At 68.5% G+C, this 21297-nt stretch carries 21 protein-coding genes; 6 read left to right on the plus strand and 15 right to left on the minus strand.

Annotation, left to right across the window (positions count from 1 at the left end; translation table 11 throughout):
* Positions 1-20: 20 nt before the first annotated feature.
* Genes M0R89_RS12775 through crtID form a run of 4 tightly spaced genes read right to left on the minus strand, consistent with a single transcriptional unit; the run spans position 21 to position 3906 of the window.
* Complete coding sequence (locus tag M0R89_RS12775) at positions 21-548, minus strand: SHOCT domain-containing protein (RefSeq protein ID WP_248649470.1); 528 nt, start codon at positions 546-548, stop codon at positions 21-23.
* Positions 549-602: 54 nt separating this feature from the next.
* Positions 603-1439, minus strand: coding sequence for a bisanhydrobacterioruberin hydratase (cruF, locus tag M0R89_RS12780; RefSeq protein WP_248649471.1), 837 nt, complete (start codon positions 1437-1439; stop codon positions 603-605).
* Positions 1432-2337 (minus strand): prenyltransferase, encoded by a 906-nt coding sequence (locus M0R89_RS12785; protein ID WP_248649472.1) that lies wholly within the window; start codon positions 2335-2337, stop codon positions 1432-1434. The genes cruF and M0R89_RS12785 overlap by 8 nt, the downstream gene beginning before the upstream one ends.
* Before the next feature lie 6 nt (positions 2338-2343).
* Positions 2344-3906, minus strand: coding sequence for a bifunctional phytoene desaturase/3,4-desaturase (gene crtID / locus M0R89_RS12790; protein WP_248649473.1), 1563 nt, complete (start codon positions 3904-3906; stop codon positions 2344-2346).
* 146 nt (positions 3907-4052) lie between these two features.
* On the opposite strand from crtID, the gene M0R89_RS12795 reads away from it, so the two are divergent.
* Positions 4053-4361, plus strand: coding sequence for a hypothetical protein (locus M0R89_RS12795; RefSeq protein WP_248649474.1), 309 nt, complete (start codon positions 4053-4055; stop codon positions 4359-4361).
* Positions 4362-4419: 58 nt separating this feature from the next.
* Here M0R89_RS12795 and M0R89_RS12800 read toward each other — a convergent pair whose 3' ends face one another.
* The 3 genes from M0R89_RS12800 to btuC all read right to left on the minus strand — a co-directional run bounded on the left by M0R89_RS12800 (position 4420) and on the right by btuC (position 7959).
* Positions 4420-5439, minus strand: coding sequence for a hypothetical protein (locus tag M0R89_RS12800; protein ID WP_248649475.1), 1020 nt, complete (start codon positions 5437-5439; stop codon positions 4420-4422).
* A gap of 41 nt (positions 5440-5480) precedes the next feature.
* Entirely contained in the window at positions 5481-6746 is a 1266-nt protein-coding gene (locus tag M0R89_RS12805) for a heme ABC transporter ATP-binding protein (RefSeq protein ID WP_248649476.1), read from the minus strand.
* Positions 6747-6846: 100 nt separating this feature from the next.
* Positions 6847-7959: a vitamin B12 ABC transporter permease BtuC gene (gene btuC, locus M0R89_RS12810; RefSeq protein WP_248649477.1), complete on the minus strand. Its 1113-nt coding sequence runs from the start codon at positions 7957-7959 to the stop codon at positions 6847-6849.
* A 61-nt stretch (positions 7960-8020) separates the two neighbouring features.
* On the opposite strand from btuC, the gene M0R89_RS12815 reads away from it, so the two are divergent.
* The 3 genes from M0R89_RS12815 (at position 8021) to M0R89_RS12825 (ending at position 9694) form a co-directional block, all read left to right on the plus strand.
* Positions 8021-9109 carry a PGF-CTERM-anchored ABC transporter substrate-binding protein gene (locus tag M0R89_RS12815; RefSeq protein WP_248649478.1) on the plus strand — a complete coding sequence of 363 codons (1089 nt, stop codon included), beginning with the start codon at positions 8021-8023 and terminating at the stop codon, positions 9107-9109.
* Positions 9110-9179: 70 nt separating this feature from the next.
* Complete coding sequence (srp19, locus tag M0R89_RS12820) at positions 9180-9461, plus strand: signal recognition particle subunit SRP19 (RefSeq protein WP_248649479.1); 282 nt, start codon at positions 9180-9182, stop codon at positions 9459-9461.
* Between the two features lie 5 nt (positions 9462-9466).
* Positions 9467-9694: an H/ACA ribonucleoprotein complex subunit GAR1 gene (locus M0R89_RS12825; protein ID WP_248652271.1), complete on the plus strand. Its 228-nt coding sequence runs from the start codon at positions 9467-9469 to the stop codon at positions 9692-9694.
* A 31-nt stretch (positions 9695-9725) separates the two neighbouring features.
* Here M0R89_RS12825 and M0R89_RS12830 read toward each other — a convergent pair whose 3' ends face one another.
* Both M0R89_RS12830 and M0R89_RS12835 read right to left on the minus strand, forming a co-directional pair.
* Entirely contained in the window at positions 9726-10043 is a 318-nt protein-coding gene (locus M0R89_RS12830) for a hypothetical protein (protein ID WP_248649480.1), read from the minus strand.
* A 49-nt stretch (positions 10044-10092) separates the two neighbouring features.
* Complete coding sequence (locus M0R89_RS12835) at positions 10093-12843, minus strand: DUF7282 domain-containing protein (RefSeq protein ID WP_248649481.1); 2751 nt, start codon at positions 12841-12843, stop codon at positions 10093-10095.
* A 176-nt stretch (positions 12844-13019) separates the two neighbouring features.
* On the opposite strand from M0R89_RS12835, the gene M0R89_RS12840 reads away from it, so the two are divergent.
* Entirely contained in the window at positions 13020-14060 is a 1041-nt protein-coding gene (locus tag M0R89_RS12840; RefSeq protein ID WP_248649482.1) for a presenilin family intramembrane aspartyl protease PSH, read from the plus strand.
* 33 nt (positions 14061-14093) lie between these two features.
* On the opposite strand, the gene M0R89_RS12845 is transcribed toward M0R89_RS12840, so the two are convergent.
* The 6 genes from M0R89_RS12845 to M0R89_RS12870 all read right to left on the minus strand — a co-directional run bounded on the left by M0R89_RS12845 (position 14094) and on the right by M0R89_RS12870 (position 20341).
* Positions 14094-14420: a hypothetical protein gene (locus M0R89_RS12845; protein WP_248649483.1), complete on the minus strand. Its 327-nt coding sequence runs from the start codon at positions 14418-14420 to the stop codon at positions 14094-14096.
* 404 nt (positions 14421-14824) lie between these two features.
* A complete protein-coding gene (locus tag M0R89_RS12850; protein WP_248649484.1) occupies positions 14825-15823 on the minus strand; it encodes an ornithine cyclodeaminase family protein in 999 nt (332 codons plus the stop codon).
* A gap of 150 nt (positions 15824-15973) precedes the next feature.
* Complete coding sequence (locus M0R89_RS12855; RefSeq protein ID WP_248649485.1) at positions 15974-16207, minus strand: DUF8015 family protein; 234 nt, start codon at positions 16205-16207, stop codon at positions 15974-15976.
* 352 nt (positions 16208-16559) lie between these two features.
* Positions 16560-17921, minus strand: a complete 1362-nt coding sequence (locus M0R89_RS12860) for an OFA family MFS transporter (protein ID WP_248649486.1) — start codon at positions 17919-17921, stop codon at positions 16560-16562.
* A gap of 163 nt (positions 17922-18084) precedes the next feature.
* Entirely contained in the window at positions 18085-19617 is a 1533-nt protein-coding gene (locus M0R89_RS12865) for an FAD-dependent oxidoreductase (protein ID WP_248649487.1), read from the minus strand.
* 82 nt (positions 19618-19699) lie between these two features.
* Positions 19700-20341: a GNAT family N-acetyltransferase gene (locus tag M0R89_RS12870; protein ID WP_248649488.1), complete on the minus strand. Its 642-nt coding sequence runs from the start codon at positions 20339-20341 to the stop codon at positions 19700-19702.
* 293 nt (positions 20342-20634) lie between these two features.
* Here M0R89_RS12870 and M0R89_RS12875 point away from each other — a divergent pair, with 293 nt between their 5' ends.
* Positions 20635-21174 (plus strand): heme NO-binding domain-containing protein, encoded by a 540-nt coding sequence (locus M0R89_RS12875; RefSeq protein ID WP_248649489.1) that lies wholly within the window; start codon positions 20635-20637, stop codon positions 21172-21174.
* Positions 21175-21297 lie beyond the last annotated feature (123 nt).

Here is a 21297-nt window from a genome sequence, read left to right on the forward strand (position 1 = left end):
GCGGGGCAGGTCCGCGTGACTCACCACTCGAACTCTCGGTCGCGCTTGCGGTCGGTCCGGTCGCGCTCCCGGCGGACCCGTTCGTCGCTCACGCCCTCCTCGCCCATCAGGTCCTGTAGCCGGCGCTCGTACTCCAGTTCGGTAATCTCGCCCGCGACGTACTGCTGTTTCAACTCCTCGATGCGGTCCTCGGTCGTGGGTTCGAACCGGTCCGAGAGGCCGAGACCGCGGGCGTCGGGGTAGTAGCGCTCGACCTTCCGGGCGAGTCGCGCGAGGCGGTCGTCGCGGGGTATCGACGCGCTCCGGACGACGGCGACCGCGAGGCCCACGAGCAGCAGAATCGACACGACCCCGAGCATCGCGGCGACGGCGACGAACGGTGCGGCCGTCTGGAGGAGGACGACCAACACCGGCGCGCCCGCGGCCGGGTCGAGGAGCGCCGAGAGTACCGCGAACGCGCCGAGCGCGGTGACGCCGACCAGTGCGAGCAGCGACAGCAGGAACCCGCCGAGAAGCACCGTGACCCGCGAGTCGTCTACCAATCCCATCGTCGGCGTTTGGTGGCGCGCGCACTTGAATTTCGTCCTTCGGGCGGGAAAGGTTCACCCCTGCTCGGGTCGCTCCCGACCGAGTCCCGCGAAGTCGAAGCGGTCGGTCCGGACCAGTCCTGTGGCGAGGACAGACGCGAGCGCGACCGGGACCCAGTTGCCGAAGTAGACGTTCATCGCGCCCCACAACACGACGAAGCTGACAAAGTCGTCGAGCGCGAACTCGCAGTTCGCGAGTCGGTCGGCCAGCGCCTCGCGGTCGAAACTCCACTCGACTATCGAGACCGCGACCAGACCGCTCAGGACCCACCCCCGGAAGTTCGAGAGCGGGACGCCGTAGTAGACCCCGCCGCCGTCGTAAGTCCAGAAGCCGAGACCGACCGCCGCGGGGTCCAACACGAGGTCCACGACGAGGACGACTGCGAGCGCCGCGAGCGTCCGCCGGACGCGACCCGCCCGCGGGAACAGAAGCAGGACGAGCAGGTAGCTGTTGACCACCAGCGGGAGGAAGAAGACCGGCAGGCCGACGGGCACCCCGCCGACCATCGGTCCGAGTTCCAGTTGGTAGCTGAACTCGCCGTAGGGCACGCCGTAGTGGACGCCGACGTACTCGACGGCGTAGCTGTAGGCCGTGACCGCGAGCAGGCCGAGTCCGGCCTTCCGGTCCACGAGGGGCGCGAGGCCCGCCACCAGCGGGAGGCGCATCACCGCGGTCCCGAAGAGGACGAGAAGCGGGTTCATCGCCAGCCACGCCGGGAGCAGCACCCGCTCGTGGCTCAGGACGAACAGCGCGGCCCCGACCAGCGGGAAGACGACCGCGATGGTGAACCGGTTCTCCCGAACGAGGGTCGAGAGCGCCGCCTCGACCCGCCGCCTGCTCGGGCTACCCACGCACGACCCCCCAGAGACCGCCGAGGGTCAGCACCATCCCGACCAGTCCGTTGACCGCGGGGAACCACCAGTAGACCCGGGCCACGTCCGCGTCGGTCTCGGCGACGCCCGCGGCCAGCAGGGGGTAGAGCAGCAGCAGCACCCCCGCTCGCCGGTCGAGCAGGCCGAAGGCTCCCGCGGCGAGGAGCCAGACCGCCCCGCAGTACGCCAGCGTCCGGCGCTCGCCCAGCGCGGTCGCCGTCGTTCGAATCCCGGCCCGGCGGTCGGGGTCGATGTCGGGAATCGCCGAGAAGGTGTGCATCGCCATCGCCCAGAGCCACCCGCCAGCGACCGCGAGCGCGGGGGGTTGGCGGCCCGCCACGGCGACGAACGCCGCCGCGCCCGGCAGGACGTAGAGACCGTTCGACACCGAGTCGAGCGGCGGGACGGTCTTGAGACGGAACGGCGGTGCGCTGTAGGCGTAGCCGAGGACGAGGAACGCGACGACCCACGCGGCCACGCCCACGGTCGCACCTGCGGGCGGGTTCGGGGAGCGCGCCAGCGCACCCGTCGCGAACGCCACCGCCAGCGCGAGTCCCGCGAGACCGCAGACCGCGACGGCGGCGGTGACCGTGCGCCCGCCCCGGAACCGGGCCTCGGGCGCGTCCTCGCCCGTCTTCTTGGGGTTCTCGGCGTCGATGTCCGCGTCGAACGCGTCGTTGACGCCGTAGAGGTAGACGTTCGCGGGCACGAGGAAGTACGCGAACAGCGCGACCGCGGCCGGGGCGAACAGGTCGCTCGCGGCCGACGCGCCGTACGCGACCCCGACGAGGACCGGCCCCGCCAGATAGAGCCAGAATCGGGGCCGGGAGAGTTTCAGGAGGTAGCCGAGCGTGGCCGCCGAGGAGCGTTCGGACATTCTGGGCTACCGACCGTAGTCCTCCAGCACGGCGTCCGCGGTGTGCTGGCCGCTGATGAGACACATCGGGACGCCGATGCCGGGCGTGGTGAACGACCCCGTGAAGTAGAGGCCCGGCACCTCCGACGAGCGGTGGCCGGGCCGGAGCGGGCCGGTCTGGCGGAGCGTGTGGGCCAGTCCGAGCGCGCTGCCTTTCGTGGAGTTGTACCGGTCGGCGAACTCCGAGACGCAGAACCGCTCCTCCACGACGATGCGGTCCCGGAGGTCGACGCCCGTGTTCTCGGCGATGTCCTCCAGCACGAGGTCGCGGTAGCGCTGGCGGGTCTCGGGGCCGTCTTCCAGACCGGGCGCGACGGGCACCAGCGCGAACAGGTTGCTGTGGCCCTCGGGCGCGACCGTCTCGTCGGTCTCGCTGGGCACGCAGAGGTAGTACGCCGGGTCGTCGGGCCACTGGGGGTCCTCGAATATCCCGTCGAAGTGGTCGTTCCAGTCGGGGGGCAGGACGAGCGTGTGGTGTTCGAGCGGGTCCACGTCGCCCTCGACGCCGAGGTACAGCAGGAACGCGGAGGGCGCGTAGGTCCGGGACTCCCAGTAGTCGGCGTCGTACTGGCGGCTCTGGGGCGGGAGCAGTTCCTGTTCGGTGTGGGCGTAGTCGGCGTCGCTGACCACGAGGTCCGAGCGCAGAACCCCGTCTTCGGTCTCCACCCGGAAGTTCCCCGCCGACCCGAGGACGGACTCGACTTCGGCGTCGGTCCGGTACTCGACGCCCAACTCCGCGCCCAACTCGGCGATACCGTCCACGACGACGCCCATTCCGCCGCGGGACGCGCCGTCCTCATCGTCGTTCTCGACGGGGTAGTGAACGCCGAGGTTGAAATCGACGTGGCTCATCAGGTTGTAGAGCGCCGGGGTGTTCTTCGGGGAGCCGCCGAGGAAGACCAGCGTGTACTGCATTATCTGCTGGAGTTTCGGGTGGTCGAAGTAGTCCTCGACGTGGCCCTGCATCGACCCGAGGAAAGTCAGTCCCCGGGCGTGGCGAAACACGTCCAGGTCCACGTAGTCGCGGAACCGGGGCCGGTCCTCGTAGACGAAGTGTTCCATGCCGATTTCGTAGGTCTCCTCGGCCTCGTCGAGGTAGGCGTCCAGCGCCGCGCCCGCGCCGGGCTCGTACTCCTCGAAGGTCGCCTTGGTCGCCTCGCGGTCGGCCGTGATAGTCACCGCGTCGCTGTCTCGCGGGCCTCGACCGCTCGACGGTTCCGCGCCGTCTGGCGGCGCGCCGTCCTTGAAGAAAATCTGGTAGTGGGGGTCGAGATGTTCCAGTCCGTAGTAGTCGCCGGGAGTCCGACCGAAGTGGCCGAAGAAGCGCTCGAACACGTCGGGCATCAGGTACCACGACGGACCCATGTCGAATCTGAAACCATCGCGTTCGAGGACGCTCGCCCGGCCTCCCAACTGCTCGTTCTTCTCAACGACGGTCACGTCCGCGCCCGCGTCGGCGAGGTAACAGGCCGTCGAGAGGCCGCCGAAGCCACTTCCCACGACCACGACTGACCGGTCGGCGAGTTCCATGTCGGCTTCTGAGGGCGCGAGTCACATAAATCGACGGACCGGGTCGGCGGCGAGTCCGGCGGTCGAACCGCCGCGCCGTCGTGTAATTCCCGGGAGATATCACCGATACACTTATATCTGAACGATGACGCTCTTGGACACAGGAGATGAACCCCGCGAAGTTCGCCCTCCTACTGGGCGTCGGCCTGCTCGCGTTCCTGTTCGTGCTGTCGCTGTACGTCGTCTGGACCCGTATCGTGGGTCTCGACCCGACGCTCGCGCAGCGGTGCGCGGACCTCTCGGGACCCGTCCGGTCGATAATCGCGCTGCTCTCGGGCGCTCTGCTCGGCACCGCGAGCATGGCCGCGCCCAACGTTGAGGTTGGCGTCGCGGGGATGGTCATGCTCGCGGCCAGCACGTTCGCGGCGCTGATGCTGTTCGAGTTGGCCCAGCAGTACGAGTTCGCGGCGAGCTAGTTCTTTCGAGCGCGACTCGGTCGGAGGTCCGGTCGGTACTCGCGACGACGCGACCGTGTCACTCGCCGTCGAGGAAACGCAGTCGGAACTCGTAGTACGTTTCGCCGTACCGGAGGAACTCGGGGCGGTCTGGTTCCGAGAACGCGTCTTTCCGGATGTTTCCGTCGATGTACGCCCGGCGCTCGAGTCGCTTCAACACCGACCGGTACGCCGACGAGTAGGGGTGGGTCTCGCTGTAGCCCTCGCCGCCCCGCGCCTCGCTCAGGAGCGATCGCTCCTCGTCCGAGAGGTCGCTCCGGTCGAAGCGCGCGCCGACGAAGCGGGCGCGAAGCACCGCCTCCATCTCGGCGGGCGACTCCGCGACCGGTTCGACCTCGGCGCGGTAGACGCGGTCGTGGAACGTCTCGCGGGCGGTCTCGACCGCGTATATCTTGTCTCGGTAGGCGACGTGACTCGGTCCCGAATCGCCGAGGAGACGACTCGCGCCGACCGCCTCCTCGTTCGGGTAGACGTAGCCGCCGCGCCGGACGAGTCCCCACGGCACGCCGCCGGCGTTCCCGCGCGCTCGGGCCGCCTTGTACGCGATTGTCACGGCCCGCTGGTCGGCCTCGGGCAGGTCGGACTGCGCGACGTGGTCGGGGACGGAGTCGAGTTCGCCGGGCCGCCCGACGGTCCGGAGTCGGAGGACCGGTCGAGTCGCTTCCTTCTCGCCGACGACGACGGACCCGAGTCGGTAGTAGGTCCCATCGCGCTTCGCGTACGTCGGGTCGTCGCGCGCGAAGAACGGTTCCTTGGCCCGGGTCGTGTACGTCCGGCCGTCGAGAGCGGCCGCGAACGCCTTCTCGTCCCACTCCGGCCGGGACTGTTCGAGGTCGGTGACGTAGCTGTCGCGCAGCGTCTCGGACCCGCGTGCGAGCGTGAGTTTGAGTCGTCGCCCGGCGTTCTCGCTTTCGGTCGCACCGGGGATGGCGTCGAGACAACCGCTCGAACCGGCGAGTCCGACCGCCCCGGTGGCCGCCAGCAGTCGCCGCCGCGAAATCGTGGAGGGCATCGTCCGCAGTTTCGCCACGGCTGACATATCCTTTGTGTCTCGACCGTGGGAAAACACGCTCCGGCGACTCACTCGGTTTCCGCGCTCGGTCGTTCGCCGGACGCGGCCACCGCCTCCTCCACCGCCGACAGCAACTCGTCCGGGCCGACCACCTGTCCGCGCTCGCTCAACTCCCGGTAGAGCGCCGCGGCGTCGCTCCCGGCGTAGTTGCGCTCCGCGAAGGGCCGTTCCTCGACCACGACCACCGACTCCGCCTCGCGGGCGGCCCGGAGGTTGGCGAGGTTGCCAGCGCCGACCTCCACGTCCGCGAGGACCGTCGCGTCGGCCCGGCGGACCCGGTCTTCGACCGCCCGTCGGGCCTCGTCGCCGACCGGCGCGAACGGTTCCTCGGTCACGGCGTCGAGACCGAGCGACCGGGCGGTTTCGAGGTCGGAGTCGCCCTCGTTGAGCGCGCCGACAGAGACCTCGTAGCCCGCCGCCGAGAGGACGTAGAGCAGGCGCGAGACCGTCCCGCCCCCGCCGACGACGTGGACTCGACCCTCGCGCTCGGCCGGTCGCTCGGGCAGGGCCGTGACGTAGGTCGAACCGGTCACGGGGTGGGCGGAGACCACCGCCCGCGTGTCGAAGGCCGCTTCGAGGTGGTCCTCCGCGAGGACCGCCTCGGGGTCGCCGCTGGCCCGGATTTCGCCGCCCGCGAGCAGGCGGAGTTCGTCGCAGTAGTGGGCCGCGAGGTTGAGGTCGTGGATGGCCGCCACGACGGTCTTGCCGTCCTCGTCGGCCAGTTCGCGGACGAGTTCGAGCGTCCGCACCTGATGGTTGATGTCGAGGCTCGCGGTGGGTTCGTCGAGCAAGAGTGCCGGCGCGTCCTGCGCCAGCGCGCGGGCCAGCAGGACGCGCTGGCGCTCGCCGCCCGACACCGCCGTAATCGAGCGGTCCGCGAGGTGTTCGACCTCGGTGCGCGCCATCGCCGCCTCGACGCGTTCGCGGTCGGAGGCGGCGGACTGGGAACCGGCGAACCGCGACCGGTAGGGGTGGCGGCCCATCGCCACCACGTCCTCGACCGGGAAGTCGAACGAGAGGGTGGTGTCCTGCGGGACGACCGCGACCCGGCGACTGGCCTCCTTCGAAGTGAGCGAGGAGACCGGGTCGCCGCCGACGCAGACCTCACCAGAATCAGGTTTAAGCACACCGTGGATTGTTCTAAGCAACGTGGTCTTGCCCGCGCCGTTGGGGCCGACGAGGCCGACGAACTGGCCCTCGTCGACGGTGGTGGTGACGCCGTCGAGAATCCGATTCCCGCCGAGTTCGACCGCGACGTCGTCTATCTCTATCATCGGTTTCTAATCGTCTCCGGAGTCGGAGGTGAGCCGTTTTCGAGAGTCCGAGCGCGATTGCATCGCCGCGGTCGCCGACTTCGAGTGTCGGACCTCGACCTCACAGCGCGTGCACCTCCCGCGAGCGCAGGAGATAGAGGAAGAAGGGCGCGCCGAGGAACGCGGTCACGATGCCGACCGGCAACTCCGCCGGCCCCGACCGCGCCAGCGTGTCCGTGGCGACGAGGAAGGTAGCGCCCGCCAAGGCGGAGGTCGGGAGCAGGATTCGGTGGTTCGGGCCGACGAGCAGGCGCATGACGTGGGGAACCACGAGACCGACGAAGCCGATGACGCCCGTGACGGCGACCGCCGCGCCGGTCATCACGCTGGCGACCCCGAGCAGGAGTCGCTTGGTGCGCTCGACCTCGACCCCGAGCGCGTGGGCGTCCTCCTCGCCGAGCAGGAGGACGTTCAGGTCGCTCGCGTACGCGAGCAGAATCGCGAACCCGACGAGCGTCACCGGCAGGACCATCGCCACGTCCGCCCACGACGCGAGGTGGAGGTGGCCCATCAGCCAGTAGACCGCCCGCCGGAGGCTCCGCCCGCTCTGGAGCAGCAGAAACGAGACGACCGCGCCGAGGAACGTCTGGACCGCTACGCCCGCGAGCAGGAGGGTGGCGACTGGCGTTCGGCCGTCCTCGGTCGCGAGCAGGTAGACTCCGAAGGCGGCCCCGACCGCACCGAGGAACGCCGCGGCGGGGAGCGCGAGGTGGGGTCCGACCGGGAGCGCGAAGGGGAGCGCGATGGTCGCCACCGCGCCCACCGCCGCGCCCGACGAGACGCCGATGATGGAGGGGTCGGCCATCGGGTTCCGGAAGAACCCCTGCATCACGACCCCGGCGGTCGAGAGCGCGAAGCCGACGACCGCCCCGAGGACGATGCGGGGCAGGCGGAGCGTCACCACGATGGTCCGGGCCGTATCGGGCACCGCGAAGTCGAAGACCGGTGCGAACTCGACCGTCGGCGTCGGGGCCGAGACCGCGAGTCCCGCGATTCGGAGCGTTCGCTCAGCCACGCCGACCCCGACGGGCACCGCGACGGCGTTCAAAAGCACCTTCCCGACGACGACGTAGTCGAGCGCCACCGGCCCTATCGCGGCGCTGACGACCACGACGACCGCCAGCGCGGCGGTCAGTCCGCCCGACCAGCCGACGACCCGCGCTGAGTCACGCATCGTCTGAAAGCCTGATTGCTTTAGGTAAATACTTATTGGATACCGCCGGAGTTGGGCACGCATGAGTCAGAAATTCACGAGTCTACTCGCGGTAGTGCTGTTGCTCGCGGCGGGCGTCGCCCCGGTCGGAGCGGTCACCGGAGACGGCGCCGTCGCGAGCGCCGGAGCGGCGACCCAGACGAGTTGTTCGTTCCCCGTCACGGAGACGGACGCGACGGGAACCGAAGTCACGGTCGAACAGAAACCCGAGCGAGTCGTCACGCTCGCGCCGAGCGCGGCCCAGACGATGTGGGAAATCGGCGGGAAGTCACAGGTCGTCGGCGTCTCCCAGTACGCGACGTACTTGGAGGGGGCCGACTCCCGGACGAACATCTCGGGCGCCGGCCGGTCCTACGTCAACGTCGAGAAGGTCGTCTCGACCGAGGCCGACCTCGTCCTCGCGCCGAACGTCATCCCGAACGAGACGGTCCAGAAGCTCCGGGAGGCCGGACTGACCGTCTTCAAGTTCGACTACGCGACCTCCGTCGAGGACATCTACTCGAAGACGGAACTGATGGGCCGACTCACGGGTAACTGCGAGGGCGCGAACGAGACGGTCTCATGGATGAAAGACCGCATCTCGACGGTCCGCGACGCCGTGAAGGGCGAGGACCCGCCCCGCGTCCTCATCTCGCAGGGCGGCGGCTGGACCGCCGGAAACGGCACGTTCGTCGGCAACGTGGTCGAACTCGCCGGCGGCACCAACGTCGCGGCCGAGGCCAACATCTCGGGTTACGGGAAGATAAGCGAGGAGGTCGTCGTGCAGCAGAACCCCGAGTGGATAGTCCAACTCGGCGCGTTCGGCGCGTATCCGAAGACAGAAGCGTACAACGGTACCGCCGCCGTCGAGAGCGGACAGGTCCTCACGGTCAGCAACGAGAACATCAGCCAGCCGGCACCGCGAGTCGTCTACGCGGTCACGAAGATGGCGAAGGCGTTCCATCCGGAAGCCTACGCCGCGGCGAACGGAACCGACGAGGGCGCGATGCAGGAGGCGACGACCACGCAGACGACGACTGACGGCGGGTCTTCCGGAGGCGTCCCCGGATTCGGCGTCCCCGTCGCGCTCGTCGCGCTCGCGGGCGCGGCCCTGCTCGCGCGTCGGCCCTGAAGCGACTCGAAGACGCCTCTTTCTCGCGAGTTTCCTAAGTTGTTTAATGGCCGGGGCGAGACGTTGACGTATGGTCGAGAAAGTGCTGTGGCCCGCCTACTTCGACGCGGAGAAGACCCGCAACGAGGGCCGACGGGTGGCCGCCGAGATGGCCGTCGACGAACCGACGGTCGACGAGATAGCGCAGGCAGTCCAGCAAGTCGGGTACGACGCGATAATCGAGCGCGACAAGGCCTACTCCCGGGAGAACTGGAACGAGCGCGGCCGGGTGCTGGTCCAGAACGCCGACGACTCCTCGAAGAACGACCTGATTCAGGCGGTCGCGGCGTACGTCGCGGCGCTCCGAGACTGATGGCGATGCAGCGACTCGGCGACGTCGTCCGGACCGCGCAGGGCCTCGCGGTCGTCCGGTGTCCCGACGACGAGCCGCCGGACGTGGGCACCGAAGCGGTGGACGAGCAGTTGAACGCCGTGGGGCGGGTCGTGGACGTGTTCGGCCCGGTCTCGCGGCCCTACGTCGCGGTCTCGCCCGACGAAGGGGTCGCGCTGGCGACGCTGTTGGGTCAGAAACTCTACGCCCGATAGACGCGAAAACCGCGTTCGATTCGGTCCCCGATTACTCGCATCGACGCCAGTTCTCGGCGTCGCGGAGGCGCGACCGCTTCGCGCCCACGTCGTCCTTCGTCGCTCCGAAGAAGCGCTCGCGTCCGACCGGCGTCCGGACGCCGAGGACGACGGTGTGGTCGGTCGCGTCGTAGACGGCGAGCGTCCGCCCCGACGTGACGTGTTCCCACTCGGACAGTAGCGCCGCGTCCGAGACGACCTGCGACCCTAACTCCCAACTGAGTCGCGTCACGGTCGTCAGGTCGAACGGAACCGCGTCGGGTAGCCGGGGTCCCCGTGCCGTGGTCGCGGTCCTGCCGTGACTTACCATGCCACAACGAGGTCACCGCCGACCTATAGAAGCGTCGAAATAAAGTGGGCTATCCCGCTGTCGCCGCCGTCGCGTTCTCCGTCCGGAACTCGACCACCGCGGGGTCGGTGACTATCTCGCCGTCGGGGTCGAGATACAACGTATCGACCTGCCCGCCGGACTCGATGAATCCGAAGGCTCGGTCGCCGTCGGTGTCGCGGTGGGCCGCGGCGAACACCACCTGCTGGCCGGACAGCGACTCGTCGACCGGCACGGACACGTTCTCGTACTCGCCGGGAGCGAGGTACTCCGAGACGCCGAGGAAGTTCCCGCTCCGGTCGTAGACCGCGACGAACCCGCCCTCGGGCAGGTCGGCGGCCGCGACGGTGACCTGACCGTCGGCCGTCTGATTGTCGAGGCTGAGGGCCGCGGAGTCACCGGTTACTGTGGTCGTGGTGGTCGTCTGGGACGGCGTTGTCGTGGGCAGTTCGGTGGTCGTCGTGGTCGTCTGTGCCGTCGTGGTTGTAGTCGTCGGCTGAGTCGTGGTCGTCGTTGTTGCAGTGGTCGTGGTTGTCGTGGGCTGTTCAGTGGTGGTCGTCGTAGTGGTCTGAGTCGTCGTAGTCCGTTGTTCGGTTGTCGTAGTGGTCGTGGGCTGTTGGGTTGTCGTAGTGGTCGTCGGTCGTTCCGTGGTCGTGGTCGTCGTTGGCTGTTCGGTCGTCGTGGTCGTATCAGCCTGGACACCGGGCTGAGCGGTCGTGGTGGTGGTCTGAGTCGTGGTGGTCGTCTGCTGTTCGGTGGTCGTGGTGGTCTGACTCGTCGTGGTCGTCGGTTGGTCGGTCGTGGTGGTCGTGGTTGGCTGTTCTGTCGTCGTCGTGGTAGTCGTCTGGTCCGTGGTGGTAGTCGTCGGTTGCTCGGTCGTCGTAGTCCCTGTCGCGGTCGTCGTGGTCGTATCGGGAACTGTCGTGACGACCGGGGTCGTGGTCGGTCCGGGCGCGGTCGTCGTCTCGGTCGTCGTGGTCTCCGGTTCCGGAGCGGTCTCGACGACCTCCGTCGCGACCGCTGCGGCCGTCTCGCGGAGTTGCGCGGGGTCGGCCTCCGGTGACTCCGCGACGACCTGCGTCGCCTCCTCGGCACCCTCGGCCGCGGCCGTCACGATGGTCTGCGGCGCGGTCACGTCGGCTTCCACCGCGGCCGCGGCCGCGCCGACCGCTGCGCCCTGTGCGACGGCGAGCGTCTGAGCCGGGTCGAGCGCCTCTATCTCGCCGAGTTGCTCGACGGTCCCGGCCGATGCACCGTTCGCGGCCGCCTGAATCTGGACGACGCTCGCGGTCTGACTCTGTGAGACGGCCCCCGTGGCGGCCCCCTGCGCGGCGACCTGTATCTGCGTTACGTCCACCTGCTGGCGCTGGCTGGCGACGACCGCACCGTCGGCCGCGCCCTGTGCGGCGGCCTGAATCTGGGTGACGCTGGCGTCCTGCGACTGGACGAGCGACCCGTACGCCGCGCCCCGACACGCGGCCTGCACCTGCTGGACGTTCACGCTCTGGACCTGCGTCACGCCGCCCTTGGCCGCGCCGAGCGCGGCGGCCTGCACCTGTCGGACCGAGACCGATTGGCGCTGGACGGTGGCCGCGAGCGACCCGGCGGCCGCGCCCTGCGCGGCGACCTGAATCTGGACGACGTTGACTATCTGGACCTGTATCACGGTCACTTGGAGGAGCGCGCCGCGGGCCGCGCCGAGCGCGGCGGCCTGCACCTGCTGGATAGATACCTGCTGAATCTGGGTGATTATCGCGCCCTGCGCGGCGCCCTCGGCCGCCAACTGAATTTGTTCGACCGTGACGCGCTGGGTCTGGCTGACCGCGCCGGTCGCCGCGCCCCTGCATCCGGCCTCGACCTTCTCGGCGGGCACTTCCTTCGGTTCTTTCACGCCGCCCTTGGCCGCCCCCAGCGCGGCGACCTGTATCTGTTTCACGTCGGCGCGCTGGACCTGCACCAGCGCCCCGGACGCGGAGCCTCGGGCCGCCGCTTGGAGTTGCGACACCTCGACGCGCTGGCGCTGGGCGAGTGACCCGTACGCCGCGCCCTGTGCGGCCTCCTGAACTTTGCCGACCGCGTCGACGTCTCGGCGAACCGCCGAGCGCGAAGCGCCCTCGGCCGCCGCCTGCGAGGCGACCTGAATCTGGGAGACGCTCGCCTGCTGGCGCTGGGCCACCGCGCCGTGGGCCGCGCCGTAGGACGCGCCCTGAATCTGCGCCACGTTCGCCTCCTGTGTCTGTACCAGCGCACCGCCGGTGGCGCCCCGGACCGCGGCCCGGATGGGGGCGACGGTGGGGCCGCGCTCGGCCGCCTGCGACTGGAAGTGCAGCAGCGCGCCGTGGGCCGCACCGCGCGCGGCGACCAGAAGTTGCGCGACGTTCACGTCGGACTCGCGTTGGGACGCCGCGACCGCCCCGCGAACTGCGGCCTGCCGTCGCTCGGGCGTCACGGTCGCGCCCTGTATCTCCGCGAGTTGCGCGCCCTGACGCGCCCCGAGAACGGCCGCCTCTCGCGGGGTGAGGTCACCGACGTCCTGACGCGAGAGCGGGCCCTCGGTCACGTCGAACTGGGGACGGTCTGTTACTGTCCGAGGGAGCGTCTGCGGTGCGTCGATGGACTCGGACGTACCTGTCTGCGGTGACCCCGTCGGTGAGCCGTCGGTCGCCGTTTCGGAGCCTCGGCGGTCGGCGTCTGCCGGACCGCCCACGGCAGGCGGGGCGAACCCGGCAGCAAGCAGCGAGGCGACGACGAGCAGTACCGTGAAGCGTCGGAGCGATGGCATAGGCTGTCCACAGTCGGTCCGGATTTGAATCCCGAGAACGGTTTACGCTCCGTTCGCAGGCCCTCGCGGCGGAAACGAGCGGTGTCGGGGCGACAACGAGGAGTACCGACCGGTATCGGTCCGTTACCGCGCGCGAATCCACAACCCCAAAGGCGGCCGGGGGGCAACGCTCGGGCATGGAGAATCGAACGCGCGTGTTCGCGGCCGCCGGGTTGACCGTCGCCATGTTCCTGCTGGTCCAACTCGGTGCGCTGGCGCTCGTCAAACCGTTTCAGCAGGCGGGCTACCAGCAGGTCGAGAACCCCTCCGACCCGACGAACAGTCTGGTCTACGTCGCGGCGGTACTGGTCCTGACCGGCGTGATGCTCGCCATCATCAAACTCGACGTGCAGTGGTTGCTCCGCGGGGCGCTCATCTTCACCAGCGGGTTGCTCTCGTGGTACGTCTTCTCGGTCGTGATTCCGGGGTGGGTCGTCGTGCAGTTCGGCGGCGCACCCCTCAACGTGGCGGCGCTGGCCGCGGCCGCGGGCGTCTCGTTGGCGCTCGCAGTTCACCCCGAGTGGTACGTCATCGACGCCGCGGGCGTCCTGATGGGCGCCGGCGCGGCAGGACTGTTCGGCATCAGTTTCGGCCTGCTCCCGGCCATCCTGTTGCTCTCGGTGCTGGCCATCTACGACGCCATCAGCGTCTACGGCACCGAACACATGCTGACGCTGGCCTCGGGCGTGATGGACCTCAAGATTCCCGTCATCCTCGTGATTCCGATGACGCTCTCGTACTCGTTCCTCGACGACGACGGGATGGCGGCGGAGTCGGAGGCCGAGACGGAAGCGAGCGCGGCCGACGGCGGCGAGGTCCCGGAGACGGACGCCGACGAAGCGGACGGCGAGGACGCCCACGCCGAGGCCGAGCGTCCGGACGCCGCCGACCGCGACGTGTTCTTCATCGGCCTCGGCGACGCGGTGATGCCCACCGTGATGGTCGCCAGCGCGGCCTCGTTCGCGCCGCCGGAACCGCTCGTCTCCGGCCTCGCGCTCAACCTGCCCGCGCTCACGTCGATGGTCGGAACCATCGCGGGCCTGCTCGTGCTTCTCTGGATGGTCATGAAGGGCCGAGCGCACGCCGGACTCCCGCTCCTGAACGGCGGCGCTATCGGCGGCTATCTGGTCGGCGCGCTGGCCAGCGGAATGACGCTGATGCAAGCGCTGGGACTGTAGTCGGAGCGCGAATCAGGTTCGCCCGGTCCCCGCTCAGAACCACTCGCGCGCCGGCGGGACGACGCCGAGCGTCGCCGCGCCGACGTAGAGTCCGAAGGCGGTGACGACAATGCCGAGTCCCGTCCCGGCCACACTCACCGATTGAGTGGCGAGCATAATCCCGGTCCACGTAACTACGAGCGCGACGCCGGTCAGCAGGACGGTCCCGATAACGCCGAGGATGGCGTCCTCTACCGCGTCTCGGACCACGCCGTGGAGCGCGGCCTCGTCGAAGCCGATTTCTTCGCCCCCGTCGGGTTCGGCAGTCTCTTCCGGGTCGCGGGAGGGTCGGTCGGACTGCTCGTCCGTGGTGGAGACCATACGTCGTCATCGGAAGGCGACCACAGAAAACTATCGGTAATCATACGTGTAGGCGGCATCCCACCGGAACTCCGTGTCACGTCATTCCAAATGATTTGCGAGTCGGTAGCAGAGACGTACCCGAGACGATGTACTCAAGTGTGAGTAAATATTTTGTATAGCTATGCGATGGCAGCACCCCCGAAACATGACCGACGCAGAGCGCAAACAGCAAGAAACCAAGGCCGGAACCAACTCGTCGTTCATCGCCGCCGTGATGATCGCGGCGTGAGGTAACCTTGCAACGAATTCGCAGTCACACCTTTCTCCGAACTACTGACCGCGACCGACCGGACTACCCGACCGGTTAGGAATAGGACTACTGGCCGATTAGCGACGGAACTACTGACCGATTAGCGGCGGGACTATCGACCCGTGAGCGCCTCGCTCGCGGGAGCGAGCGAGATGTCCGACCCGAGACCGTCGTCTCTGGCCTTCTCGTAGAGCATGTGGGCCGCCGCGACCGTCTCGATGCCCGTGCCGCCGCTGTCGAAGACCGTAATCTCGTCCTCCGATTCGCGGCCCGGCGCTTCCCCCGCGACGACCTCGCCGAGTTCCGCGTGGACGTGGTCCTCCGAGACGGCGCCCTCCTCGACCGCGGCGATGAACGACCCGGCGTCCTGCATCACCCGCTCGCGGAGGTCCGGGACGTACGTGGCGCGCTCGACGGTCGTCGCGTCGAGTTCGCGCTTCTTGGGGTGGTACTGGCCCATCGCGGTGACGTGGGTCCCGTCCGCGAGCAGGTCGCCGTCGAACACCGGGTCGCTCGCGGTCGTGGCGGTAACGACAATGTCGGCCTCCTCGACCGCGGCCGCGCTGGAGGCGACTGCGGCGACCGAGGGGTCCAACTGCTCGTTCATCTCGGCCGCGAACGACTCCCGCGACTCCTTGGTGGGCGAGTACACCCAGATGCTTTCGAGGTCCCGCACGGTCTCTATCGCGCGCAACTGCCCGCGGGCCTGCGACCCGCTCCCGATGAGCGCGAGCGTCTCGGCGTCCTCGCGGGCCAGCGCGTCGGTGCCGACCGCGCCCGCCGCGCCGGTCTTGAACGGGTTCATGCTCGCGCCGTCGAGGAGCGCGAGCGGTTCGCCCGACTCGGCGTCGAACAGCGGCGCGACGAACCACGCGTCCTCCGCGCCGAACCCGGCGGCGTACATGTACCCGCCCATCGCGCCGGTCTCGGGCAGGACGGCCGTGTAGTCGGTCAGCATCCCCGGTGGCTCCGCGTTGGTCAACTTCGCTCGGGGTCGGGCCGGAGCGCCCTCGCCGCGCTGGCGGTAGCCCTCGCGGACGGCGTCGACGTACTCGGCGGGCGACGCGAGTCCGGAAACGTCCTCGCTGGTCAGGAACAGTGCGTCCGTCATGGCCAATCCAACACAGTCCAGCGGGAAAACGGTTGAGGAACCGGTCGGGTGCGACTCTGGGGATGCGACTCACCGTGAAAGCAGTGAACGCGACCCGAACCCCGAACGAAAAGCGAGAAGAAAAGCGAAGCGACCCGACGTAGAACCGACTCAGTCGGCGGGTTCGAAGGAAGACGAAGACGAGGACTCGACGGACTCCGTCGCGGACTGGGTGTCGTCGACGGGGCTGTTGACGAACAGTGCGTGACCGATGAGTGCGACCGGAATGCTGGCCGCCAGCGGCACGGCAGCCGTAATCGAGAAGCCGACGACGCTCAGCGCAGCGGTTACACCTATCAGGGAAAGCGGGATGAGTCCGAGGATTAGGTCGTAGTACCCAGTCATAATCTATTACAAAATATGCTCCATAGGTATATAACTCTTTCCCGTAGTTGAGCGATTCAATACCGATAGGCAAATCCTATGCACTCCATGAGATTCTCATAACTTATGGATACGTCACCGGACTGTTTTCGTACTCAGAGCGCCCCAAACGAACCAGAGGGCGGTTCTGAGACCGACGGTGAAATTCCCAGCAGTAATTTCGAGCGATTGACCGGACGCACCGCTCACCTCAGTAAACCGGTCGAACGAACCAGCGAGTACGGGAGAGCCGGTGAACGACTATTACAAATTGGTCGAGAATCGCGAGTAAACACCGCGAAAATATCGATTTCCGGCGTTTCGGAGACGGTGGTTACTCGCTCGGTTCGCGGAGCAGGAACGCTCCGAGTCCCGCCAGCACCGCGAGACCGCCGCCGAGGGCGAACGCGACGGGCCAACTAGTCTGGGACACGAGCCACCCCGTCACGCCGCCGCCGAAGACGCCGCCCCACATCTTGCCGGAGTAGAGCAGTGCGTAGTTGGTCGAGGAGTGTTGCTGGCCGTAGTAGTCGCCGACGACGCTCGGGAAGAGAGTGTACTGGGGACTCCAGAAGAACGTCGCTATCACCACGGCCGCGAGGAAGCCCAGCGGCGTCTGGGCCACGCCGAACCAGACCACCGCGAACAGGCCGAGACCGCAGAGCAGGAACGAGACTCCCATCGCGCTCTCGCGGTCCACCCGGTCCGAGAGGTCGCCGACCACGAGGCGGCCGACTCCGGCCGCGATGGGGAGGACCGTCGCCCCCGCTGTCGCGGTCAGCGCCGTGAGTCCGACGTTCTGGGCGAACGAGATGACTTTGGCGGTCAGCATCAATCCGGCCCCGCTGGCGAAGACGAACATCGCGTACATCAACCAGAACTGCCACGTCCGGAGCATCTCGCGAGAGGTGTACTGTCTGCGCGCGGCGGCGACGTTCGCCCCGCCGTCGGTCTCGGCGTCGGCGGGTTCGGCGTCGTCGCGCGGGACAGCGTCGGCCGCGTCGTCGCTCGCCTCGACCGACTCGGCGTCTGCGTCGCTCGCCTCGACCGACTCGGCGTCTGCGTCGCTCGCGCCGACCCATCCGCTCGGCGGGTCGCGCAGGACCAGCGCGCCGACGAGGATGCCGATGCCGATGAGCAGGCCCATGTTCCGGAGTACCTCCGGATAGCCCGCGATGGTCGCGTTCTGGCGGACGTACGGGACGAAGAGCGCGCTCCCGCCCGCGAACGCCATCGTGCCGACCCCGGTGGTGAGACCCCGGCGGTCGGGGAACCACTTCAGCGCGGTGTTGACCGCGACGGTGTAGACGATGCCGACGCCGACCGCGCCCAGCGAGTAGAGCAGGTAGAGTTGCCAGACCTCGGTCGCGTAGGCCAAGCCGACGTACCCGCCGCCCGCGAGCAGACCCGCGAGCAGGGTGAGACCCCGCGGTCCGTGGCGGTCGCGGTACCACCCGACCGGGAACTGCGACCCGGCCTGAAAGATGACGAACAGGGTGAAGACGAACCCGAGCGCGGTCGGTTCGAGGTCGAGCGACCGCGCGATGGGCGACTCGATGGACGACCAGACGTACTGGTACGGACTGATGAGTCCCATCATCACCGCGGCGGCGGCGACCTGCCACCACCGCGAGAACCCCAGCACGTCCCGCGCCCGCGCGGCGTAGTCGGTGTCGGACTGCGACGACGCTGTCATTACCGGGAAGTGTTTTCGCCCCCCAATCAGCGTTGTGCTTGCGGTAGTCCGGTCGGGGATTACGAACCGGCGGACTCGACCGTCGTTCGAACGTCGGCAGGACCCCGTGGTGAACGCCGAGATTCGGGAGTGGCCGGTGGTCGTCCGGGTTCGGCGGGTTTCGTCACTCCCCGCGCTTGGGCAGGTCCTCGACAGCGGGGCCGTCCAGCACCTCGCCGTCTATCGAGAACCGCGAACCGTGACACGGACAGTCCCACGACCGCTCGGCGTCGTTCCAGTGGACGATGCAGTCCATGTGAGTGCAGACCGCCGAGGTGACGTGGATTTCGCCGTCGTCGTCGCGGGCGACCGCGTACTGCTTGCCGCCGCGTCGAATCACCTCGCCCTCGCCCGGTGCGACGTTCGGGTCCTCGCCGCGGAACGGTGCCTTCGCCCAGTCGCGGGTGAACTCCTTGCCCACGTCGAGGTTCTCCTTCAGGAACTCCTTGCCTCCCGCCTCCGGGTCGATGCGCTCGGGGTCGAAGGCGTCGCTCCACTGCGGCGACTTGCCCCGTGCGTATTCGGCGAGCATCTTTCCGGTCGCGGTCCCGTTGGTCATGCCCCACCCGCCGAACCCCGTGGCGACGTACACGTCGTGGGTCGTCGGGCCGAGTTCGCCCACGAACGGAATCTTGTCGACGGACACGTAGTCCTGCGTGGACCAGCGGTACTCGACCGACTCCACGTCGAAGTGGTCGCGGGCCTGCGCCTCCAGTTTCCGGTACCGGTCGGCGGTCGAACCGCCCTGCCCGGTCTTGTGGTTCTGGCCGCCGACCAGCATCGTCGGTCCGTCCGCGTTCGGGACGGGACGTGCCGAGAAGTAGGGCGACTGGTCGCGGTAGAACATCCCCTCGGGCGGTTCCTCGGCGAGTTCGACCGCCAGCACGTACGACCGCTTGGGGTACTGGCGCGCGAAGTAGAACGCCGGGTCCTCGATGGGGAAGTGGGTCGTCAGCAGGACGCTCTCGGCGGTGACCGTCCCGTTCTCGGTCTTGACCCGGCAGGGGTCGTCCCGGCCGCCGTCGTCCACGTCCGTCACTTTCGTCTGCTCGAAGACGTGCGCCTCGTCGCCGGAAATCTCGTCGGCGAGTTCGAGCAGGTACTTCCGGGGGTGGAACTGGGCCTGGTCGGCGAACTTGACCGCGCCGGGCGTGTCGGCGGGGAACGGCGGGTCCGTGACGAACTCCGCCGGCAGGTCGAGTCCCTCGGCGACCGTGGCCTCGCGGCCGACCGCGGCGCGTTGGTCCTCGTCGGCGGCGTAGGTGTAGGCCGGGAGGCGCTCGAATCCGCAGTCGATGTCGTGGCGCTCGACCCGTTCGGCTATCTCCTCGACGGCGGCCGCGTTGGCCCGGGCGTACTGTCGGGCGGCGTCCCGCCCGTGCTTGTCGACCAAGTCGTCGTAGATGAGGCCGTGCTGGGCGGTGACCTTCGCGGTCGTCTTGCCGGTGACGCCCTCGACGATGCGGTCCCGCTCTAACAGGACGACCGACTGGCCCGCCTCCGCGGCGTGGAGCGCGGCGGTGACGCCCGCGATGCCGCCGCCGACTACCGCGGTGTCGACGTGCCGGTCGCCGTCCATCGCCGGGAAGTCGGTCCGGTCGGTCGTGTCCAACCACAGCGATGCGTCCTTCCCCGGTAACGGCTGTCGTTCTGTCATGCCCGAACCCTCCGGAACGAGTCCCGGTTCGGTCGCGTGTCGCTTAACCTCGGTGGCCCGGGTAGCGAGTCGGCACCGGCGGCTACGCTTCGGGGACGGCAACCACGTCGGGCGGTTCGGCGTCGGCCTTCGCGGCCAGAAAGTCGCGCTCCGCGGGCGCGAGGTCGTCTCGCTCCCGATAGGCGTCGAGTCCGGTCCGATAGCGCTCGGCCGACCGGTCGCCGGGAGAGGCGAGGACCAACTCGGCGAGACCGGTCTCCTCGCCGGTGTAGCCGAACCCGGCCTTGTAGAGCGCGTGGTACGCGAAGGGGTTGTTCACCGCGATGCGGACCCGGTCGTACCCCCGCTCGCGGAGTCGCGCGGTGGCGAACCGACAGAGCCGCGCGCCGACGCCCGCCCCGCGTCGGTCGCGCCGGACCGTGACGTACCGAAGCCACGCCGCCGTCGAGTCGGTCCGGTCCTCGTTGAACGCGACGGCTCCGACGATGCGGTCGTCCTCGACCCACTCGCGGTCCGGCGCGTCGGTCCCCGGTAGCTCCTCGGTCGCTTCGGCGTTGCCGCCGGTCCGGCCCTCGTCGTCCCCCGGCGACCGCTCTCCGACCGGTTCGCGGGCCACCGCCTTCCCGGTGTTCGACATGACGAACTTCCCGGCGTAGCTGAACTCGCGGTGGTCGAGTCGGAGTTGCGGGCCGTCGTCTGGCCACCCGAGTACCGCGTACTGCATGGCCGGACTTGGGGTTCTGGCGGTAACTCCCCTTCGCTCGCGAGTTCGGGACCGAGAGGTTTCGTTCGGCGCTCGCTAATTTTGTGAGACTCAGAATCACTACCGAAAACGAAAAATTACCGACCGGAGCGGCCAGAACAGTTATATTACCGCTCCGAATCGGATTCAATCATGTATCAGCGTCGGAGGGTTCGGCCCAGCGCCCGGAACCGCCGGAGGGCGACCCGCTGCGCCGAGTCGGTTCCGCCCGAACAGTCCAGAAGCCGACCTCTCACGGAACGGTGGTGTGAGCCTTGCACGGCATCGTGCTGAAAGGTCTGAAGGACTTCGTGACCGCGGAGTACGACCGCGAGGCGTGGCGCGCGATTCAGGACGAGGCAGGTCTCGGCGGCAAGGTGTACGTCCCCGTCACCGAGTACGAGGACGCCGACGCGTTGAATCTCGTGGACGCGGCCGCCGAGGCCACCGGCGAGGACCCGCCGGACCTGCTCGACGCCTTCGGTCGGTTTCTGGTCCCGCCGCTGGTCGAGACCTACGGCGTTCACGTCGAGGAGGACTGGACCGGTCTCGAACTGATAGCCAACGTCGAGACGTACATCCACGAGGCGCTTCGGGGCAAGCAACTCTCGACGTACACGCCGCCCGCGCTCTCGGCGGAGTGGGTGGGCGACGAGACGGTGAAAGTGACCTACGCCTCCGAGCGCGAACTCTGCTCGCTCGCCAAGGGACTGCTGGCCGGCGTCGGCGACTACTACGACGAACAGGTGGAGGTGACCGAACCGACCTGCATGCACGAGGGCGACGACCGCTGCGAACTGGTCGTCACCCGATAGGTCCCCACTCCCGACGCGCCGACGGCCGTTCGCCTCTCGCGAAAACTCCGAGACCGAGAGCCATCAGTTGAATTTTCTTCTACTCTATATTTTATAATCTGGAATTCATGTTGCGTGAAGATT

This window comes from Halorussus limi (assembly GCF_023238205.1).
Taxonomy (GTDB): Archaea; Halobacteriota; Halobacteria; order Halobacteriales; family Haladaptataceae; genus Halorussus; species Halorussus limi.